This is a genomic window from Lysinibacillus sp. 10T31 (genome assembly GCF_056394365.1).
This window is the reverse complement of the sequence record NZ_JBFTHS010000011.1, coordinates 93640-111434: the sequence shown is the minus strand read 5'-3', so window position 1 is coordinate 111434 and position 17795 is coordinate 93640. Positions and strand designations below refer to the sequence as shown.

The 17795-nt window shown below is 36.6% G+C and carries 13 protein-coding genes; 6 read left to right on the top strand and 7 right to left on the bottom strand.

Going from position 1 to position 17795, the window contains the following annotated elements; genetic code table 11:
* Nucleotides 1–104: 104 nt before the first annotated feature.
* Together AC1DCY_RS08800 and AC1DCY_RS08795 are read right to left on the bottom strand one after the other, a co-directional pair.
* Nucleotides 105–416, bottom strand: a complete 312-nt coding sequence (locus AC1DCY_RS08800; protein WP_477349271.1) for a hypothetical protein — start codon at nucleotides 414–416, stop codon at nucleotides 105–107.
* Nucleotides 328–579 carry a hypothetical protein gene (locus tag AC1DCY_RS08795; protein WP_477349269.1) on the bottom strand — a complete coding sequence of 84 codons (252 nt, stop codon included), beginning with the start codon at nucleotides 577–579 and terminating at the stop codon, nucleotides 328–330. Before AC1DCY_RS08795 ends, AC1DCY_RS08800 begins: the two co-directional genes overlap by 89 nt.
* Before the next feature lie 155 nt (nucleotides 580–734).
* Here AC1DCY_RS08795 and AC1DCY_RS08790 point away from each other — a divergent pair, with 155 nt between their 5' ends.
* Complete coding sequence (locus AC1DCY_RS08790) at nucleotides 735–2096, top strand: HD domain-containing protein (RefSeq protein ID WP_477349267.1); 1362 nt, start codon at nucleotides 735–737, stop codon at nucleotides 2094–2096.
* 506 nt (nucleotides 2097–2602) lie between these two features.
* Nucleotides 2603–7792, top strand: coding sequence for a collagen binding domain-containing protein (locus AC1DCY_RS08785; protein WP_477349265.1), 5190 nt, complete (start codon nucleotides 2603–2605; stop codon nucleotides 7790–7792).
* Nucleotides 7793–7842: 50 nt separating this feature from the next.
* On the opposite strand, the gene AC1DCY_RS08780 is transcribed toward AC1DCY_RS08785, so the two are convergent.
* Together AC1DCY_RS08780 and AC1DCY_RS08775 are read right to left on the bottom strand one after the other, a co-directional pair.
* Nucleotides 7843–8511, bottom strand: a complete 669-nt coding sequence (locus tag AC1DCY_RS08780; RefSeq protein WP_477349263.1) for a class A sortase — start codon at nucleotides 8509–8511, stop codon at nucleotides 7843–7845.
* 180 nt (nucleotides 8512–8691) lie between these two features.
* Nucleotides 8692–8877 carry a 2-hydroxymuconate tautomerase gene (locus AC1DCY_RS08775; protein ID WP_053484500.1) on the bottom strand — a complete coding sequence of 62 codons (186 nt, stop codon included), beginning with the start codon at nucleotides 8875–8877 and terminating at the stop codon, nucleotides 8692–8694.
* Between the two features lie 342 nt (nucleotides 8878–9219).
* On the opposite strand from AC1DCY_RS08775, the gene AC1DCY_RS08770 reads away from it, so the two are divergent.
* Complete coding sequence (locus AC1DCY_RS08770) at nucleotides 9220–9735, top strand: YwhD family protein (RefSeq protein WP_477349260.1); 516 nt, start codon at nucleotides 9220–9222, stop codon at nucleotides 9733–9735.
* A gap of 345 nt (nucleotides 9736–10080) precedes the next feature.
* Here the strand turns inward: AC1DCY_RS08770 and AC1DCY_RS08765 are convergent, their stop codons facing one another.
* Nucleotides 10081–12135 carry a transglycosylase domain-containing protein gene (locus AC1DCY_RS08765; protein WP_477349259.1) on the bottom strand — a complete coding sequence of 685 codons (2055 nt, stop codon included), beginning with the start codon at nucleotides 12133–12135 and terminating at the stop codon, nucleotides 10081–10083.
* A 386-nt stretch (nucleotides 12136–12521) separates the two neighbouring features.
* Here AC1DCY_RS08765 and speB point away from each other — a divergent pair, with 386 nt between their 5' ends.
* Nucleotides 12522–13394 (top strand): agmatinase, encoded by an 873-nt coding sequence (gene speB / locus AC1DCY_RS08760; RefSeq protein WP_477349257.1) that lies wholly within the window; start codon nucleotides 12522–12524, stop codon nucleotides 13392–13394.
* 183 nt (nucleotides 13395–13577) lie between these two features.
* Here the strand turns inward: speB and AC1DCY_RS08755 are convergent, their stop codons facing one another.
* Together AC1DCY_RS08755 and AC1DCY_RS08750 are read right to left on the bottom strand one after the other, a co-directional pair.
* On the bottom strand, nucleotides 13578–14696 hold the full coding sequence (locus AC1DCY_RS08755; protein ID WP_477349255.1) for a hypothetical protein: 1119 nt from the start codon (nucleotides 14694–14696) through the stop codon (nucleotides 13578–13580).
* A 473-nt stretch (nucleotides 14697–15169) separates the two neighbouring features.
* A complete protein-coding gene (locus AC1DCY_RS08750; RefSeq protein ID WP_477349253.1) occupies nucleotides 15170–15886 on the bottom strand; it encodes a 3-ketoacyl-ACP reductase in 717 nt (238 codons plus the stop codon).
* A gap of 164 nt (nucleotides 15887–16050) precedes the next feature.
* On the opposite strand from AC1DCY_RS08750, the gene AC1DCY_RS08745 reads away from it, so the two are divergent.
* A complete protein-coding gene (locus tag AC1DCY_RS08745; protein WP_477349251.1) occupies nucleotides 16051–16434 on the top strand; it encodes a winged helix-turn-helix transcriptional regulator in 384 nt (127 codons plus the stop codon).
* 562 nt (nucleotides 16435–16996) lie between these two features.
* A complete protein-coding gene (locus AC1DCY_RS08740) occupies nucleotides 16997–17767 on the top strand; it encodes a lysostaphin resistance A-like protein (RefSeq protein ID WP_477349249.1) in 771 nt (256 codons plus the stop codon).
* Nucleotides 17768–17795 lie beyond the last annotated feature (28 nt).

The window sequence follows — 17795 nt, the reverse complement described above, 5'->3', positions numbered from 1 at the left end:
GCATATGGCTTTCGACGCTTCGATCACTTTCGAGCAAAAATCTTATTAAATTTAAAGTATAAAGATATCGGGGTTCATCTGGGTTAACGTGCTAAAAGATCACATCACCCCAACATTTGACTTAGAACCTTTATTTGTGCATTTTTAATATCGACGGATAGAATCATTGAAGTGACGGAAAGAAGAGTCAGAGCGACGGATAGAAGAGCCAGAGCGAAGGATAGATTCATTGAAGCGACGGATAGAATCCGTGGTGGCGGAAAGAAGCGTCGAAGCGACGAATAGACCCCGAGGTGACGGAAAGAAGCGCCAAAGCGACGGAAAGAATCATCGAAACGACGGAAAGAAGAGCCAGAGCGACGGAAAGAAGAGCCAGAGCGACGGATAGACCCAGAGGTGACGGAAAGAAGCGCCAAAGCGACGGATAGACCCCGAGGTGACGGAAAGAAGCGCCAAAGTGACGGAAAGAAGAGCCAGAGCGACGGAAAGAAGAACCGAAGCGACGGATAGACCCCGAGGTGACGGAAAGAAGAGCCAGAGCGACGGAAAGAAGAACCGAAGTGACGGAAAGACCCCCATGCGGCTCATCGGACGCCCCCAGGAAAGCCAGTTGGAACGGAAATCAACCCCACGTTACGGTGACAGAATTCGGAAATTAGGTCAATAGAATCCTAAATTAAGACGAGAATACAGCGAGTTAGGTTGATAGTCTCTATAATTAAAAGTAAATATGTATGCTAGTCCTATATTTATCGCATATAATAGAACAAAGAGGAAACGGGGGTGCTGTACAATTGACACATTATGCAAAAGCTAAATTACAAGAGGAAAAAGTATTCAAGGATCCTGTGCATCGCTATGTGCATGTACGGGATCAAGCAATTTGGGATCTAGTTGGCACGAAAGAATTTCAGCGATTACGTCGAATTCGCCAGCTCGGTACAACATTTTTAGTATTCCACGGAGCAGAGCATAGTCGCTTTAGTCACTCACTTGGCGTTTACGAAATTGTACGCCGTATAGTAGATGATATATTTGCAGGTCGTCCGGAATGGGATGAAGATGAACGCCTGCTTGTGCTTTGTGCAGCCCTATTACACGATTTAGGGCATGGGCCATTTTCACATGCCTTTGAAAATGTTTTTGAGCTTGATCATGAATTTTATACAAGACAAATTTTGCTCGGTGATACAGAAGTGAATGCCGTATTAAGAAAAGTATCGGCCGATTTCCCGGAGAAAGTATCACAGGTCATTGAAAAAACATATCCGAATAAGCAGGTCGTCAGTTTAATATCGAGTCAAATAGACGCTGATCGTATGGATTACCTACAGCGAGATGCTTATTTCACTGGCGTAAGCTATGGTCATTTTGATATGGAGCGTATCTTAAGAGTAATGCGTCCACGGAAAAATCAGGTCGTTATTAAGACGTCGGGCATGCATGCGGTAGAGGATTATATAATGAGCCGCTATCAAATGTACTTACAAATTTATTTCCACCCTGTATCTCGCAGCGCAGAGGTTGTTTTAAATAATATTTTAAAACGCGCTAAACAACTAAGCTTGGCAGGTTACAAATTTAAGCACGAGCCTACACATTTTTTAGCATTTTTCCGCAACTCTATTACGCTTGAGGACTATCTTGCATTAGATGAAAGTATTCTTTTTACATATTTTCAGCTTTGGATGCAAGAGGAAGATGCTATATTAAGTGACTTAAGCCGCCGTTTTGTTAATCGAAAGCTATTTCAATACATCGATTTAGACCCAGGTGTAGAGCTAGATAAATATCAAAAACTCCAAGAGCTCTTCAAGCAAGCTGATTTAAATCCAGAATATTATCTTGTCCACGATACGACAGCAGATTTACCGTATGACTTTTATCGACCAGGAGAGGAAGAAGTGCGTGTTCCTATTTTCTTAGAAATGAAAAATGGAGAACTCCGAGAGCTATCGCGTGAATCTATTATTGTTGATTCTATTTCTGGCCGCATGAAGCGAGATCATAAAGTCTATTTCCCACTAGATTTCTTAGAAGACAACAGTACCCACTCCGTTATTAAGAAGCAAATACTAACTTTGCTTCAAGGATAGGGGAAAAATTAAAAAAAATTTTTTGTATAAAAATGTGTATATATAATTATTAAATTAAATAGTAATCTAACATACCTATAGTAAAAAACAGTGAAAGTACTCTATTTGAGTTATTTTCGCTGTTTTTTGTCGTTGTATAAAGATGAAAAAAGTGGAAAATATATAGAATGTTTCAGAAATTTATGAATAGAAAGTCCGTGATTGTTTAGAAAATGTTTAGTATTATCGCTTATAATGAGTCGATAACCCTAATGTGGATAAGACCTATTATTAAAGGTGTCACTAAAGAATCATGGATATATTCGGATTGTACATAGCACATACATAAGTCATCATGAATACCTATTTGTGTTTACTTATTTGAATGTATTCAAATAGACGACAAGTGAATAGAAGGAAAGAGAGACCAAGCTATTGTTTGCGGCATGCTTTTCACATACGAAAGGATGCAACGTCGTCAGCAAACACCAACAGGTAACTCTCTGATCTTAGAAAAGGAGAGAAATATGAGGAAATTAAAAAAATTAAACATAGCAATGATCTTAATGCTACTTGTATTCCAAACAGTCCTATCGCCAATTTCGGTGTTAGCGATTGAAGACACTTCCCCAACACTGCCAGAGTCAGAGCAACAAGTAGCTAATAATCAAGAAATTGCAGATGGTGGAAAAGCTAGTGATAATACTAGTACCACAAACGAAGAAGGTAGCGCAGCTGATAAAGATCCAAGTACAGGAGGTAAAGATCCAAGTACAGAAGGTAAAGATCCAAGTACAGAAGGTAAAGATCCAAGTACAGAAGGTAAAGATCCAAGTACAGAAGGTAAAAATCCAAGTACAGTAGGTAAAAATCCAAGTACAGAAGATCTTAAGGGCGAGGGGGCTGATGCTGAAACAGTAGAAGATACACCTCAACAATCGAATGAACAAATAACACCTGGTCTACCTGTTGATAGAGAAGATCCTAATTTTAAAGAGACAATCGCTTTGAAAATTAATGGGAAAGAAGTCTCTGGAACATCGGTACAAGGAAAAGTTGGAGATAATGTAGAATTTAGAGTGGATTTAAGTTTAATCCCTGGCCACCAATATAGTGCAGGTTCTACTTTAACTTATACATTGCCGAGTCAGTTTGCAGGTCTAAGTGGAGACACTCCTTTATATTATAATGGTACGTTAATTGGTAACGTAGTGGTTTCAGGACAAACTGCTATACTTACATTCACAGATGCAATTCGTGATGAAACTAATGCAGGTACAATCGTAGAAGATGTATATTTTACTATTAAAGGTCAACTACAATCTGTAGGTGATGGTTGGTTACAAAATATTGAAGTGCCAGGATACCAGACGATTGAATTGAATTTTCAACCAGCTAATAGCGGCCAAGCAGTTTCTAAATCAGGTAAAGCAGACCGTGATGGTAAAAACAGTGAATTTATTACTTGGACAGTAGATGTCAATACGAACTTAGAAGTTAATAGTAATACTGGTAATACTACATTTACTGACAAATTAATTAATCAACATAGCTTTGAAGGCATTCCGACTGTAACAGAATTAAGTATTTCTCCAACGGGAGCTATAACAGTAGGTAAAGAATTAACACCAGCACCAACGACAACTATTAGCGATAATACAATGACAATTGACTTACCTAATAAGGAACATACAGGTTACCGTATTACTTATACAACAAAAGTTGGCGATCCGGGTAATGTTAAATATGCAGACTTTGGTAACGTTGCTACTTACAATGGAATATCAACAAAACCAATTTATGTAAATGTTGAATTTGGTACACCTTTAGAAAAGTCAAGTTCAGGTCCTAATATTGCTGATTTAACAACAGAATGGACGATTAAATACAACTTTAATAAGCGTAATATTCCAGCAAAACAGGCAATATTAACAGATACATGGGATAAGACACATATCTTAGCTGAAAAAGTGAACGTTTATGAAGAGAATGGCACGCTTGTTTCTAAAGAAAGATATAATTTAACTCTTAATGGAACAAACGGTTTCGAATTGTCATTTAATGACGATGTAACAGGAGCTTACGTTATTAAATACAAAACAAAGCCTGCAGATGATGTATATCCGACAACTGACATTACAGTAAAAAATACAGTTACTCGTGCGGATATTACTAATTATGAAGATCTAGAAAATGTTGCATATTCTTATTATGAAAAGAAAAATCTAATATTAGATAAATCTCCTGCGGGCATTGATTATCATAACAAAACAATATCGTGGCAGATTGTGGCGAACCAAGCAAAATATAAGTTGAAATCAGGTACAACATTTGAAGATACGTATAATGGTTCGTTTCTAAAATTAAAAGATGGTTTAACAGTCACTGTTGATGGTGTTGATATTACAAAATTTACCACTTTGGAGAAAACTAAAGTTGATGGTAAAGAAACAGGCTTTATTCTTACGTTGGATAAAGATGTTAGTGGTGTAATTGTAATTGAGTATACAACAGACTATGAAATTAAAAATATTGGTACAAATGAACGTGAATACACTAATACTGTGAAATTGAAAGACACTGGTATATTTACATCTGAGTCGTCTGATTCAGCAACGCAAGAAGTTAAAGTAGAACAAAAAGCAAATGGTAAGAAAGATGGTTATTACAACTATGAAACAAAAACATTCCATTGGGATGTTGAGCTAAACTTTAACTATAATAAATTCGAGAATGCTATATTTAAAGATACATTAGATCCATCTCAAGAAGTGACTAGTATTACAGTAACTGAAGGTAAATTAAATGCAGCAGGACAATTTGAACCAGTTACATCAAAAAAATACACTAATATATCACCTAACAAAAATGAAATTGTACTTGAGTTAGGACCGATTGAAGGACCTTATAAGGTGACGTATACATCAAAAGATGCTGATAACGTGTTTCCACATGGTTCAGATATTACAATTAGTAATAAAGCAGCATTGTATGAAAAAACAAGTACTAAACCTAACGCAGAATGGGAGAAAGATGTATCGGTTGCTCATACTAAGGACATCTTAGATAAAACAGGCAAACAAGTAGGTAATTCTCCGCAAGTTAACTGGAATTTCAAGTTTAACTATGCTCAGTCACAGTTAAATAACATCGTTATTACTGACACTGTAGATAAAGACAGCGAAGGTAATCCAAACCAATTGATTTTAAAAAATTCATTTAAAGTATATGAAATGAATTTTACAGATACTAATCCAACACCGACTCGTGGTAAAGAAATTAGTTTATCAGATGATAATTTTAATGTTGATATTGAAAAAGGTACGTTTACATTAAAATTACCTGATGGTGATAAAGCATATTATGTTACGTACTCTACAGTATTTATGGGAGCATCAGGTGAGAGTTTAAACAACACAGTAGATGTTGCTTATACTAGTACAGATGGTGATCATGGTAATGATGTGTTTAATAAAGACAACTTCACTTATGATGGTGGTGGTAAAGTTGGTAAAGTACCATTCGTCATTATCAAAACAGATGCAGCAACAGGTTTACCAATGGAAAAAGTTAAGTTTGACTTACAAGGACCATACACAGGAAACACCGTGTTAGCGTCAAAAACAACAGATGCAGACGGCTATTTAAACTACGGTTTAAAATTAGCTCCAAGTACTGCTGGTAAGAAATATAAAGTAATTGAAGAAACACAGCCAGGCTATGAACCATTAACAAAAGAGTTCGAACTTGATGCTAAAGAAATCGAAACTTCAGGTAAGTATGCTGGCTTCCAAGTGATTGAAATTGAAAACAAACCATTAAGTGGTTTAGCGTGTCCAAATTTTGAATTAACAATATACGATATTGACGGTAAATTGGTTAATGGAACAGTAACATTAGTAAGTAAAGTGACGGGTTTATCAGAAAATCATCCCGTTGAAAACGGTAAAGCTACTTTTACTCCGGAAAAAGTTAAAGCTGGTCAATACGATGTTTATGATTCAAAAGGTAATGAGTTAGGTAGCGTTACAGTAAAATACGATGGTAACTGTAAGGATGAACATGTAATTCAACCAGCACCTAAGTGCGAAAACTTCACAATCGTGGTTGAAGATACAGACGGAAATATCCGTACAAATATTAAAGAGTTAACATTAAAATCAGGTACTACAGAAGTAAAGGCATCAACTGACGCATCAGGTAAGTTTATTTTTGAATCAAACAAAATTAATCCTACTAATGGCGTGAAGCCAGGTGAGTATATGGTGTACGAAGGTAAACAATTCTTAGGAACAGTAAAATTAACGTATACAGAAGACTGTGGGCATGAATTTATTGTTAAACAATTACCAAAGTGCGAAGAGTTTAAATTAACTGTAAAAGATGTTGATGGTAATAATATTACGGACGATACTTCAATAATCGTTGTTAAAGATGCTGACAAAAATGAAATTATTAGCACAACAACTACGACAGGTATTATTAAATTAACTGATTTAGAACCAGGTATTTATACGGTTGAAGTAAATGGTAAAGAAATCGGTACTTTCGAAACAAATATCGAATGTGAAAAAACTGTTCAAATAGCACCGAGCTGTGACCTATTCACACTAACGGTGAAGGATGAAAATGGCAATCCACGCCCTAATGTTAGCAATATCACAATCAAAGATATAGCAACAGGAGCAATTATTGCTACAGACAAAACGACAAATGAATTAGGTCAAATTACTATTAACCCTAAAGAAATTCCTTCAGGTGATTATAGTGTGTATCAAGGTGATCTATTCATTGGTAATATAACTGTTAAATATTCAGAAAGTTGTAAAGCAGAAGTATCAGCAGCACCTGCTTGTCCTTCATTTACATTAACGGTACAAACTGAATTTGGAACGGCTAATATGAATGCGAAGATAACAATAAAAGATGCTAAAGGCAATATCGTTAAAGGTGAAGACAACAGTGAAGTTTTTACAACTAGTATTGATGGAACGGTTAAATTGCCAAGCAAAGCTATTAAACAAGGTACGTACTACGTATATGAAGGAAGTCGTTTAATTGGTTCATTTACTGTAAATGATAAATGCTCTGCAACAGTAAAACCTTCATCAACAAGTGGAGGAGGTGGCGGTGGCTGGACGCCTGATCCAGAAAAACCGGTTAATCCAGAAAAGCCAACGCCAGAACCGGAAAAACCAGTTGATCCAGAAAAGCCAAAGCCAGAACCGGAAAAACCAGTTGATCCAAACAAGCCAAAACCAGAACCAGAGAAACCGGTTGATCCAAACAAACCAAAACCAGAACCGGGGAAACCAATTAATCCAGAAAATCCAGGTAATCCAACAACAGATTCAAAAAATCCAACAAATCCTGGAAAACCTGAAACATCTAAACCATCTGTACAAGAAGTCATCGATCAAGGAAAAGAATTAAAGCCATACAATCCTTCTACGGCAAATAAAGACACTTTAGATGCATATAAGGATCTCCTCGATAAATACAACAAGTTATCTAAAGAGGAACAGGCAGAAGTAGCACAATCTCTTGATATTGACAAAATCAAAGCAGATGCTAAAGAAATGGAAGCACAGTTAAAGGCGCAAGGTAAATTGCCACAAACAAATGGAGCAAACCAAACAGCTCTTACACTAATTGGTGTAGCTCTTGTTCTAGGTGCATTATTCCTATTGCGTCGTCGCAATACAGAAGTGAAATAATTTTCAATAAGAAAACCCCAAGATAATAAAATCTTGGGGCTTTTCTTATACTAAAAAGTTTCTGATAGTTTTGCAGGTGCTTGGTCTAATGGATAGTGCTCGACAAATTCTGCTTGAACGGCAAGTCGTTTCGTACCCTCCTCAGCGCATGTCACGAGGGTTAAAACAGTTTTATCAGGGATGTCATCAATAACATAAACATCCGTTGCAGCGATGATTTCCTTGGTCGTTATTTTGTACTCATAAATATTCGTTAAATCCGTTAAATAAATCGTATCTCCTATGTTCGCTTTGTACAAGGGGCCAAATAAAATATCCTTTTCCTCAAAGTAATGACCTGCTAATGCGTAGTTGCCTTGTCCAAGTTTTTGATTAGGCTTCATTGTGCCAGCTCCAACGGCAAGAGAGGCATTACCAACGCCTTTGACGATAGGAAGTTTCATGCCAACACTAGGGACTGCAATACTACCAATGACAGGCATTTTATTTGCGGTTGTTTGGGCTTTTAAAACTTCAGCAATGGATAGAGATTGCACTGCTTCAAATTCAAAATCGGCATCCGCATTATTGTTTTTTTCAATATCCTCTGTACTATAATCAGTGGTATTTAGTTGTTTACTCAAATGCGCGATGATTGCATTTTGAATGGGATTAATAAAAATAAGTAAGAGGCCAACGATGAGCATACAAATGAGTAGTGATAGTTTAAATTTATTCATTTCATAGATCACATCCTAGTATTGAAATTCCGAGTTGCTGGAAGAAGGTCGTGTTCCGCCGCTAGAACCGAAAGCGCCGATAATAAGGCAATTACCGTATTCGAAACGTTGCAAAGCACTAGTGAGGCTATCATGCGTTAAAAATGGGTAGAGCTTTATGTGCTCTACCCGTTCTAATCTTTATTTATCGCTGAAGCGCACGCCTGCAACACCGTAATGGTTTTTAGACATTTCTTCGATGAAGACTGTTACATTTTCGGGTGGTGCATTAACTGTACGAGAAACGGCTTCTGTTACTTCTTTTACTAGTGCACGTTTTTGTTCCTCTGTACGACCTTCAAGCATTTTCACTGTTACGTATGGCATAATATTGCCTCCTTTATTGAATAATGTTGTATAGTTAGTTTATCTCCATTCAGTAGAAGACTTCAACCTCTGAAGGTGGTAAGATGGAAGCGAGCGTGATTCCTTTTCATTGGGTATCCAAACACCTACTGAATGAAGATAAAGCCTCCGGCGGATGTCACGGATTTTTTAAGGAATGAACTGTGCGGGCACAATTCAAAATCCGGACGCAATTACGCCAAGGCGAAATTGATAAGAAAGTATATACTTCTTTTTGCGCAATGCCAGTGTCGTGTTCATTACGGTGCTAATGCGCTTAACTATGCTTTACTTTTATAATAGCAGAACGGAGGTAGTTAAAGTATGGCAAATGAAGAAAAAGCAAAACAAAAAATGGGCTTTACTATTATTAAAAATGACCCAACAGACGGACATAAGGGATTTGGTATCGGTTCGCTTTCGCTTGAAAACGTATCGCCAGTCATTATCGATATAGAAGAGGGGACGGCATCAGTTGAAATTGGTGCTATGCATGCTCGTAGTGATGTAGAACGAGGTATTAAATTTACGACAGATCGTGCTGATTCAGAAGGTGGAAAACTGTATTGGTTGGTATGGGTGACAATAGACCATAAAGCGGATGGACCTTACTATGCAGGTGTAACTGCGTGTGAAATGGTAGTCAATCGGGAAAAACGCCGTGGCTATAAAGTTTTAGCTGATCATGTGAATAAAATGGATAAATCTATGAAGCGTCATATTATTGTAGAACATATGGATGCACCGTCCAAAAAGGTGTTAGCTTCTTTCTTAGAAGAGCTTAATCCGGATTTGTGGGCACGTAGCGAGGAGCAATTGCGTCAAGATTTATTTGTTTAATAGACCTATAATGATTGAACAATCTGTGACATTTTGCAATCGTTTCCGATATAAGGTTGAAAGTAGGTTTGAAACAAAGTAAACTTGATGCAGAGCTTACATTTTAGTAAGCTAGGACACTTGGTTCTGCGAATGTGATGAGCGCTATGCGGCATTTGAACAACCCAAGCCGAATGCCCCATGATTCTCATCTACTTCGCGAACCATAAATAAGAAAAGCTTTCTGTTCCCACGGACACGGCTCCGGGGAAGAGAAAGCTTTTCTTTTTTGTATATGTCTGTAACTTTGTCGAGAGCCTTCGTGGATTAAAACGTTTATAGCTAATAAAGGTTCCACATGATTAGTTAATTTTTAAAAATGGAGAATGGAAGCATGTTCCAGAAATTTCCCCACGTATCGGTATCGAGAATATCGAAGTTTGAACATTTTTCAGTTGGTACATCTTTTGCATCCATATAGATGAGGCGTTGTTTCGGGCAGGCATCTGTTGCTAACTTACCTGATTCAATATCGACGACCACACCTTTAACGTCTTTAGGCTTTGCAAAATCTTCGTTCTTTGTACCTTTATTGACGGCCTCCATAAAGTCGATCCAAATTTGCTTTGTAGATGCAGTATCTTCTCTTGCTGTTAGATTTTTTCCTTGGTCATAGCCGTTCCACACGCCAGCAGTTAGGCTAGGTGTAAATCCAATTAGCCACTGATCGCTATTTGTAGAGCCAGATTTGGCTGCATACGTATGCGTCATGCGGGAGCGAATGCTAATCCCTGTAGCGGGAGAATAATCACTAAAGACTGGATCGAAAATACCTGTCATCATTTCTGTTAAGATATACGTATTTTCTTTTGAGAGAACTGTCTCATCTTCTTTCTCAACTTCTTTATTTTCATAGATGATATCGCCATTAGCATTTTTAATAGAAACAATAGTAGTAGGCGTAGTTTTTTTACCTTGTGATGCTAAAATATTATAAGCATTCGTCATTTCATATAATGTTGTTTCAGTCGTGCCAAGCGCGATGGATAAATTGTCCTTAGTACCGATATTCACGTTGAAGCGATCAGCCATATTGTGAAATGCTTTAAATCCAATCTCCTCTAAAGTTTTCACAGCGTAAATATTATCAGAAATAGCAATGGCTTGTGCCATTGACATATCGTGATTTGCGAATTTGCCGTTAACATTTTTTGGTGAATATGTGGCCCGTCCTTTATCGTATGTGAAAGTTGTCTCACCTACATTTAAATATGTTAAAGGTGTATAACCATTCTCTAAAGCTGCTGCATATAAAATAGGTTTAATGGTTGAGCCTGGCTGACGTTTTGCCTGTGTAACTCGGTTAAATGAACTTGTAGCATAGTCACGACCTCCAACTAATGCTGTAACGGAGCCTGTTTTGGATTTCATACTAACAAAAGCAGTTTGAAGATCATCAGCAGGCATATGTTTGGCCACAGCTTCTTCTGCTGCTTTTTGGTGTTCTAGATTAAGAGTTGTCTGGATAGTCCAGCCACCTTCACTTATATCGAGATTTTTTGATTTCAAAATTTCACTAGCTTCTTGCCATGCTACGTCAAGGAAAAATGGTGCAACAGATTTTGTGGCTACCCAGCTATCACTCTTTAAGACAATCTTTTCACTTTCTGCACGTGTTTTTTCATCTTGCGTAATAGCACCTTGATCGGTCATCAGTTTTAAAATAACGTGTTGGCGATTAGTTGCCTTATCAAAATTGACAATAGGGGAGTAAATACTTGGCCCTTTTGGAACCCCAGTTAACATTGCTGCTTCTGCAAGTGTTAAATCTTTTGCAGACTTTCCGAAATAAAAACGACTTGCAGCTTCTACGCCGTACATACCATGGCCGTAGTAAACAGTATTTAAGTAACCTTCCAGTATTTCATCTTTATCATAAAAAACTTCTAATCTATAAGCATACAGTGCTTCATTTAATTTTCGTGTCCACGATTTCTCATGTGAAAGATATAGATTTCGAGCATATTGTTGTGTAATTGTACTTGCTCCTTGAACCTTACCTCCAGCCTTAAGATCCACTAATAATGCACCAGCGATACGAGAAAAATCCAAACCGCCATGCTTATAAAAATCTTTATCCTCAACAGCTACTACTGCTTGCTTTAAATAGGGGGACATCTCATCAAGACTAACCCAATAACGTCGTTCATTCGTAAAGTGATCCCCAATTTGGTTCTCATTTTCATCTAAGAAAATAGAGGCTTTAGGTACGGTTAAAGGCGGGGCACCAGCCACTTGAACATAGACGCGTAAAGCTATAAATGCTACTACAATTGCGGATGTAAAGGCGACAAAAAGGGTAAGTGCTTTACGTGTACGCTTTGAACGTTTTTGCTTACGTTGATAGCTTTTTCTCTTCATCCGACTTCACCTCGTTTTCTCACACTTGCGTATAGTATGTGTTTGAACATTCATATTTAATCGAAATTATTGGTAAAAACTATTGCACTTTATTCAAAAACATCTATACTTTTTTTGTACTGTTTGAAATGCTAGCGTTCGACAAAAGAATAGTACATTGTAGATTTTAATCGAATTCTGCTAGATGTTCCAATAAAGTATACGAGGATACAAGGATAGAGGTTTCATTACAATCCTGTAAGTCCTTAATAGAGTAATGATAAAAAGGTTCATCACTGAAAGTTTTGGATAATATTTTGCTAAAACGTATGCCATTTGGATAAGATTTATAGTGATGAAAATGAATTTAATAGGATTAATTTCTAAATAAAAGTGGAGGTCGAGTAATGAGATTTGATGAAGCTTATTCAGGAAATGTTTTTATAAAAAGTCATCCTACATATGAGGATGCTCAGGCGGTCATATATGGAATGCCAATGGACTGGACAGTGAGTTATCGTCCGGGCTCACGTTTTGGTCCACAGCGTATCCGTGAGGTATCTATTGGACTAGAAGAATATAGTCCATATTTAGACCGCGAGCTAGAAGAAGTGAAATATTTTGATGCGGGTGATATACCGTTACCATTCGGCAATGCACAGCGCTCATTAGATGAAATTGAAAAGTATATCGAGAAGCTTTTAGCAGATGGCAAGATTCCTGTAGGTATGGGTGGCGAACATTTAGTATCGTGGCCTGTTATGAAAGCTGTATATGCAAAATATGATGATCTAGCAATTATCCACTTCGATGCACATACAGACTTACGTGTAGAATATGAAGGGGAGCCACTTTCTCACTCAACTCCTATTCGTAAAATTGCTGAACATATCGGACCAAAAAATGTCTATTCATTTGGTATTCGTTCAGGTATGAAGGAAGAATTCGAATGGGCAAAGGAAAATGGCATGCACATTTCAAAATTTGAAGTGCTAGAGCCATTAAAAGAAGTATTACCGTCTTTAGCAGGACGTAATGTTTACGTTACGATTGATATAGATGTACTTGACCCAGCACATGCACCAGGTACAGGAACAGTTGATTGCGGAGGCATTACATCAAAAGAATTACTAGCGTCCATCCATGCGATTGCAGCAAGTAATGTCAATGTAGTGGGCTTTGACCTAGTTGAAGTAGCACCAATTTACGACACATCAGAAATGACAGCGAATACAGCTTCAAAGTTATTGAGAGAAATGATTTTGGGCTGGGTAAAATAAGCAATGAAGTAGGAGTGGGGTTTAGCTTTAAGCTAGCCCCATTTTTCTTTTATATTTTGACTAAATATAGATACCGTTTGTGCCTCCATCTTGAGCGTCTAGGACGGTTCTATAAGGAGAAAAAGAAAGGGGTTAATCCCTAAATCATTGTTTAATGACTTTTGGGATAACCCCGAAATATATTTATTTATGCTTTGAAATATAAACTTTACCGTTTATCGTTACTTTAGAAGCGGAGATTAGAGTTTCTTTATTTGCTTCAATATATGGATTTATAATTTTGTCGATAGCATCCCATTTTTCATTAGATTTTTCAGAGTCACCTTTTTTATCAAGAGCTGTTGCTTCTTCATAAAGCTTTTTTAATTGTTTTTGATCATTCGCCTTGATTTCGAAGTCAAAGTTAGACAAGTAATCTTCAAAGCTAAGTGGCTTAAAATAAGGATTAATCATTTCATCGAATTCACCCCATAGCTTTTCAGATAATTGATCATTATTATCTTTATCAGCTTTTTTAGCATCATTGTATAAAGTTTTTAGTTTTGGCATGGCTTCAGCCGGGATATCTAATTCCAAATCTGAGATGTATTCTTCAAATGTTAACGGTGGATTTAGAGCATCTAAGTAAGGTTGAAGAACCTTCTGGAATTCATCAAATTTTTCTTGTGCGTTTTCCTCTTTACCAGATTTCTCTAGTTTTATCCACTGTTGATAAATATCTTTCAATTGTTTTTGATCTTTTTCTTTAATAACTATATTTTTTTCACTAAATTCATACACTTCCATGAACTCTTCAAAGGATGCAGGTACCCAGCTAGCTAAAATATACGGCTTTGTGATTTTATCCATTTCAAGATTAACTTTTTCTTCTTCATCATATTTCTCTTCTTTTTCTAACTTTTTCGTTTGATTAAACAACTTTTCTAATTTTGCTAGGTCTTCCTTTGTTATTTCTTTAGGTAAGCTTTTTTTATATACGTCAAACGTATAGAAGTCTGAATAATCTTGTACTAAGCTACCTTCTACAGAGATTTCTTGATTTTCTACTAAGTTCATTTTTTCTAATTGCTTATCTGAAAATTTCTGAAGGTCGATATAATAGTTTTTGCCGTCTTTCCCTTTAATTGTGATGCTATCTCCGTAAACGCTTTTAATAGTTCCTTTAATTTGTTGCTCAGCTTTAACAGTTATTTCGTTTGTTGCTTTTGCTGTTGTTGCCTCAGCTTGATGTGGCGTGAAGACAGCCATTCCTATTGTTAGTGCTGATACAATCATCCAAGATTTTTTAATTGTTTTTTTCATAATTATTTCTCCTTTTATTTAAATGGTTAAATTACTAATTATTAGACGTCTTTCCAAATATAAAAAGTTAGTTAAAGTTGAAAAAAATTTAAAAATAGTTGGAAGGTATAGATTAATACTTAAAGTTTTCCTTTTGACTACTCGAACATTTGAGGGATGGCTGTTATATCGAAGGCGAAAAAAGAAGCTATACATTTAATGAATGATGAGGGTGCTGGAAGAAGGTGCTAGTAAAGTACTTCGATTTATTAAAAAGAAGAACCTTTATATGGTGTAGTAATCAGAATGGTAAAGTAAGTAGGGTCTTCGAAGTGAAGCGGGTGAGTGGGGTTAACTTTAATCTCTAACTACAGATACTAAATTCCTAGAGAAAGTAGCCATAACCTATATGGATCTCATTGGAGCATATTGTTAAAAAAGAAAGACGCCATCCCAAAAAATCGGATAGCGTCTTGATATTTCAAATTGTTCTATTAAGGGTTCGTTGACCAAAGTCCAGCATGTTTTAATACAACACGTGGATGAAGTTTTAGCTGTGCAACCATTAACTCTGCTAAATCTTCTGCTTGCATCACTTTTTCTGGATTGCCGTCAGTTAAGTTAAGCTCAACCGCCATGTCTGTAGCAACTGTACTTGGCGTTAATGTCGTAACACGAATGTTTTTCTTACGCACTTCAAGCATTAATGATTCGCTTAGTCCGATAACTGCAGCTTTTGAAGCCGAGTATGCACTTGTAATCGGTGCACCTTTTTGACCAGCTGTTGATGAGATATTAATGATGTCGCCTGTGTTGCGCTCTAACATTTCCGGTAATACAGCGCGTGTTGTGTAGTACACACCTTTTACGTTAACGTCGATAATATTTGTCCATTCCTCTGGCGTTAAGTCCATGAAGCTACCGAATTTTGAAATGCCGGCATTGTTTACTAAAATGTCGATAGCACCAAGCTCTCCGCGAATAGATTCAACGGCTGTAGTAATAGAGTCTAAATCCGCCACATTTGCCACGGCGATTGCTACCTTCACATCATACTGTTTAAGTTCCTCTGCTACTTGTTGTAAATTTTCAAGAGTACGTCCAACAAGACCAACGTGAATACCTTCTTGTGCAAAAGCTACTGCTGTTGCACGTCCGATTCCACGACCTGCTCCTGTAATTAACGCCACTTTTCCTGCGATTGTTTGCATGTTTTTCGCTCCTTTAGGTAAGATGTTTTATTTAGACGAAAAAATAGATTAAGATTTATCTTTAAGACTATCCTCATTTTACTACGGTTTTCTACATTGTGAAGAGTGCACTTTTTGGTGCGGAGGTTACTAAAAGTTACTTATATGAAAAGGGAGTTAGCTCTATGTCAGATAAATTAAGAGAAGAGATAAAAGAGAGAATATTAAATAACGATTATCATTGCGAAAAAGAACTCACCTTATCGATTATTAGTGGGAAATGGAAAGTAGTTATTTTGTGGCATTTAGGTGTAGAAGGGACGCACCGTTTCAGTGAGCTTCAAAGACTTTTTCCAAAAATATCACATAAGATATTAACAAATCAATTACGTGAACTGATGGAAGATGGGATTGTTCATCGAGAAGTGTTTCCAGAAGTTCCTCCAAAAGTCGAGTATTCCATGACAGAACTAGGGATGACGTTATTACCAATTGTTGAGATGATGTATGATTGGGGTAAAAAAAGAATTGATCAAATTAAACAAGAAAGCGATAACGAGGTCATTTAGGATGATTTAAAAAGTCGGTGCTGTTAGTGAAAGTTATATGCATTCTGCAGCGAAAGTGAACGTCAGTCGCAAATACAGCTTCATATGGGGCTAAAAGTGAGGGAGTAATGAGATCACTTTTAGCCCTACTTGCTTTTAAAATTTGGCTAACATAATCATTCCGGGGATACTTTTGTTCATCACAATAGCTATTGGGAAGTTCACGGACTTTCTTGGGAAAACAAGATCATTTACAAAGTGAGCTTTTTTATTTTTTTTTTGGAAACTTTTTGATTAGATTCACATATCTTATTGACATAGCCAGGAAAAAAATTTTGCATTATGGGTAACGGGTGTTACCTATTGAATGGAGGCAAATTTTTGACCAAAAGAGCGATTTACTGAGGAGATTTTATTGGATTGTGCTTTTGAAATGGTTAGGAATAATGACGTTGATAGAGTGAATGCAAGGGATTTAGCAAAAGAGTTAGGTTGCTCGACAAAGCTTAAGCTTGGAAGTTGAACGTATTTAAAAAGACAGTTTTGAAGGCCGTAAACAAAAATTATTGAATGGAGAAAATAAATGAAAAATTCACCTATTCTTTTATCATTATTATTTACTGTGCTTGCACTTGTTTTTCCTTCTATAGCTGGGGCAATTATAACAATCAAAAATATAAGTAGTTTAAGCTCCATATTTTTGATTCAATTTATCTCCACTGCAGCTGGTGTTCTAGTTATTCTTTGGATCATGAAAAAAAGTAAATTCTCTTTCCAAGATTTCGGATTCAGAAAGTTTAAAGCAGAGGCGTGGATGGCTGTTATCGTTGTTATTGAGCTGGTTCCATTCTTAAATGGTATTACAGATATTGATGGTTTTTCTGCGCAGTATGTATTTATTTTACTTCTATTTGTTATTGCAGTTGGTTTTTGTGAAGAGCTTATTTTCCGAGGTCTAATCTTCAAATATTTATCAGCAAAAGGGCTTAAAGTGGCTATTCTAGGTTCCTCAATTTTGTTTGGTATTGGACATCTTGCAAATTTAGCTTCCGGTCAGGATTTTTTAATGACATTACTACAAATTATTTTTGCATTCCTCTTTGGGCTAGTTTGTGCAGAAATTGTAGCAAAGACAAAAAGTATTATTTTACCGATTGTCTGGCATGCTACACACGATTTTATTGCTTTCATGACTGATAAAAGTGAGCCGAATGTCCTTGCGGTTTCTATTTATGTCTTTCAATGTTTATTGTTAATAGGTCTAGCAATTTATTTCTGGAAAGCTTTATTTACTAAGAAAGATAAGGCGGGAGCGGTTATCACAAACAAAGGGAAGCCTGAAAGTTACGTTTAAACACAAAAAAGTGGGGAAGCGTAATGAG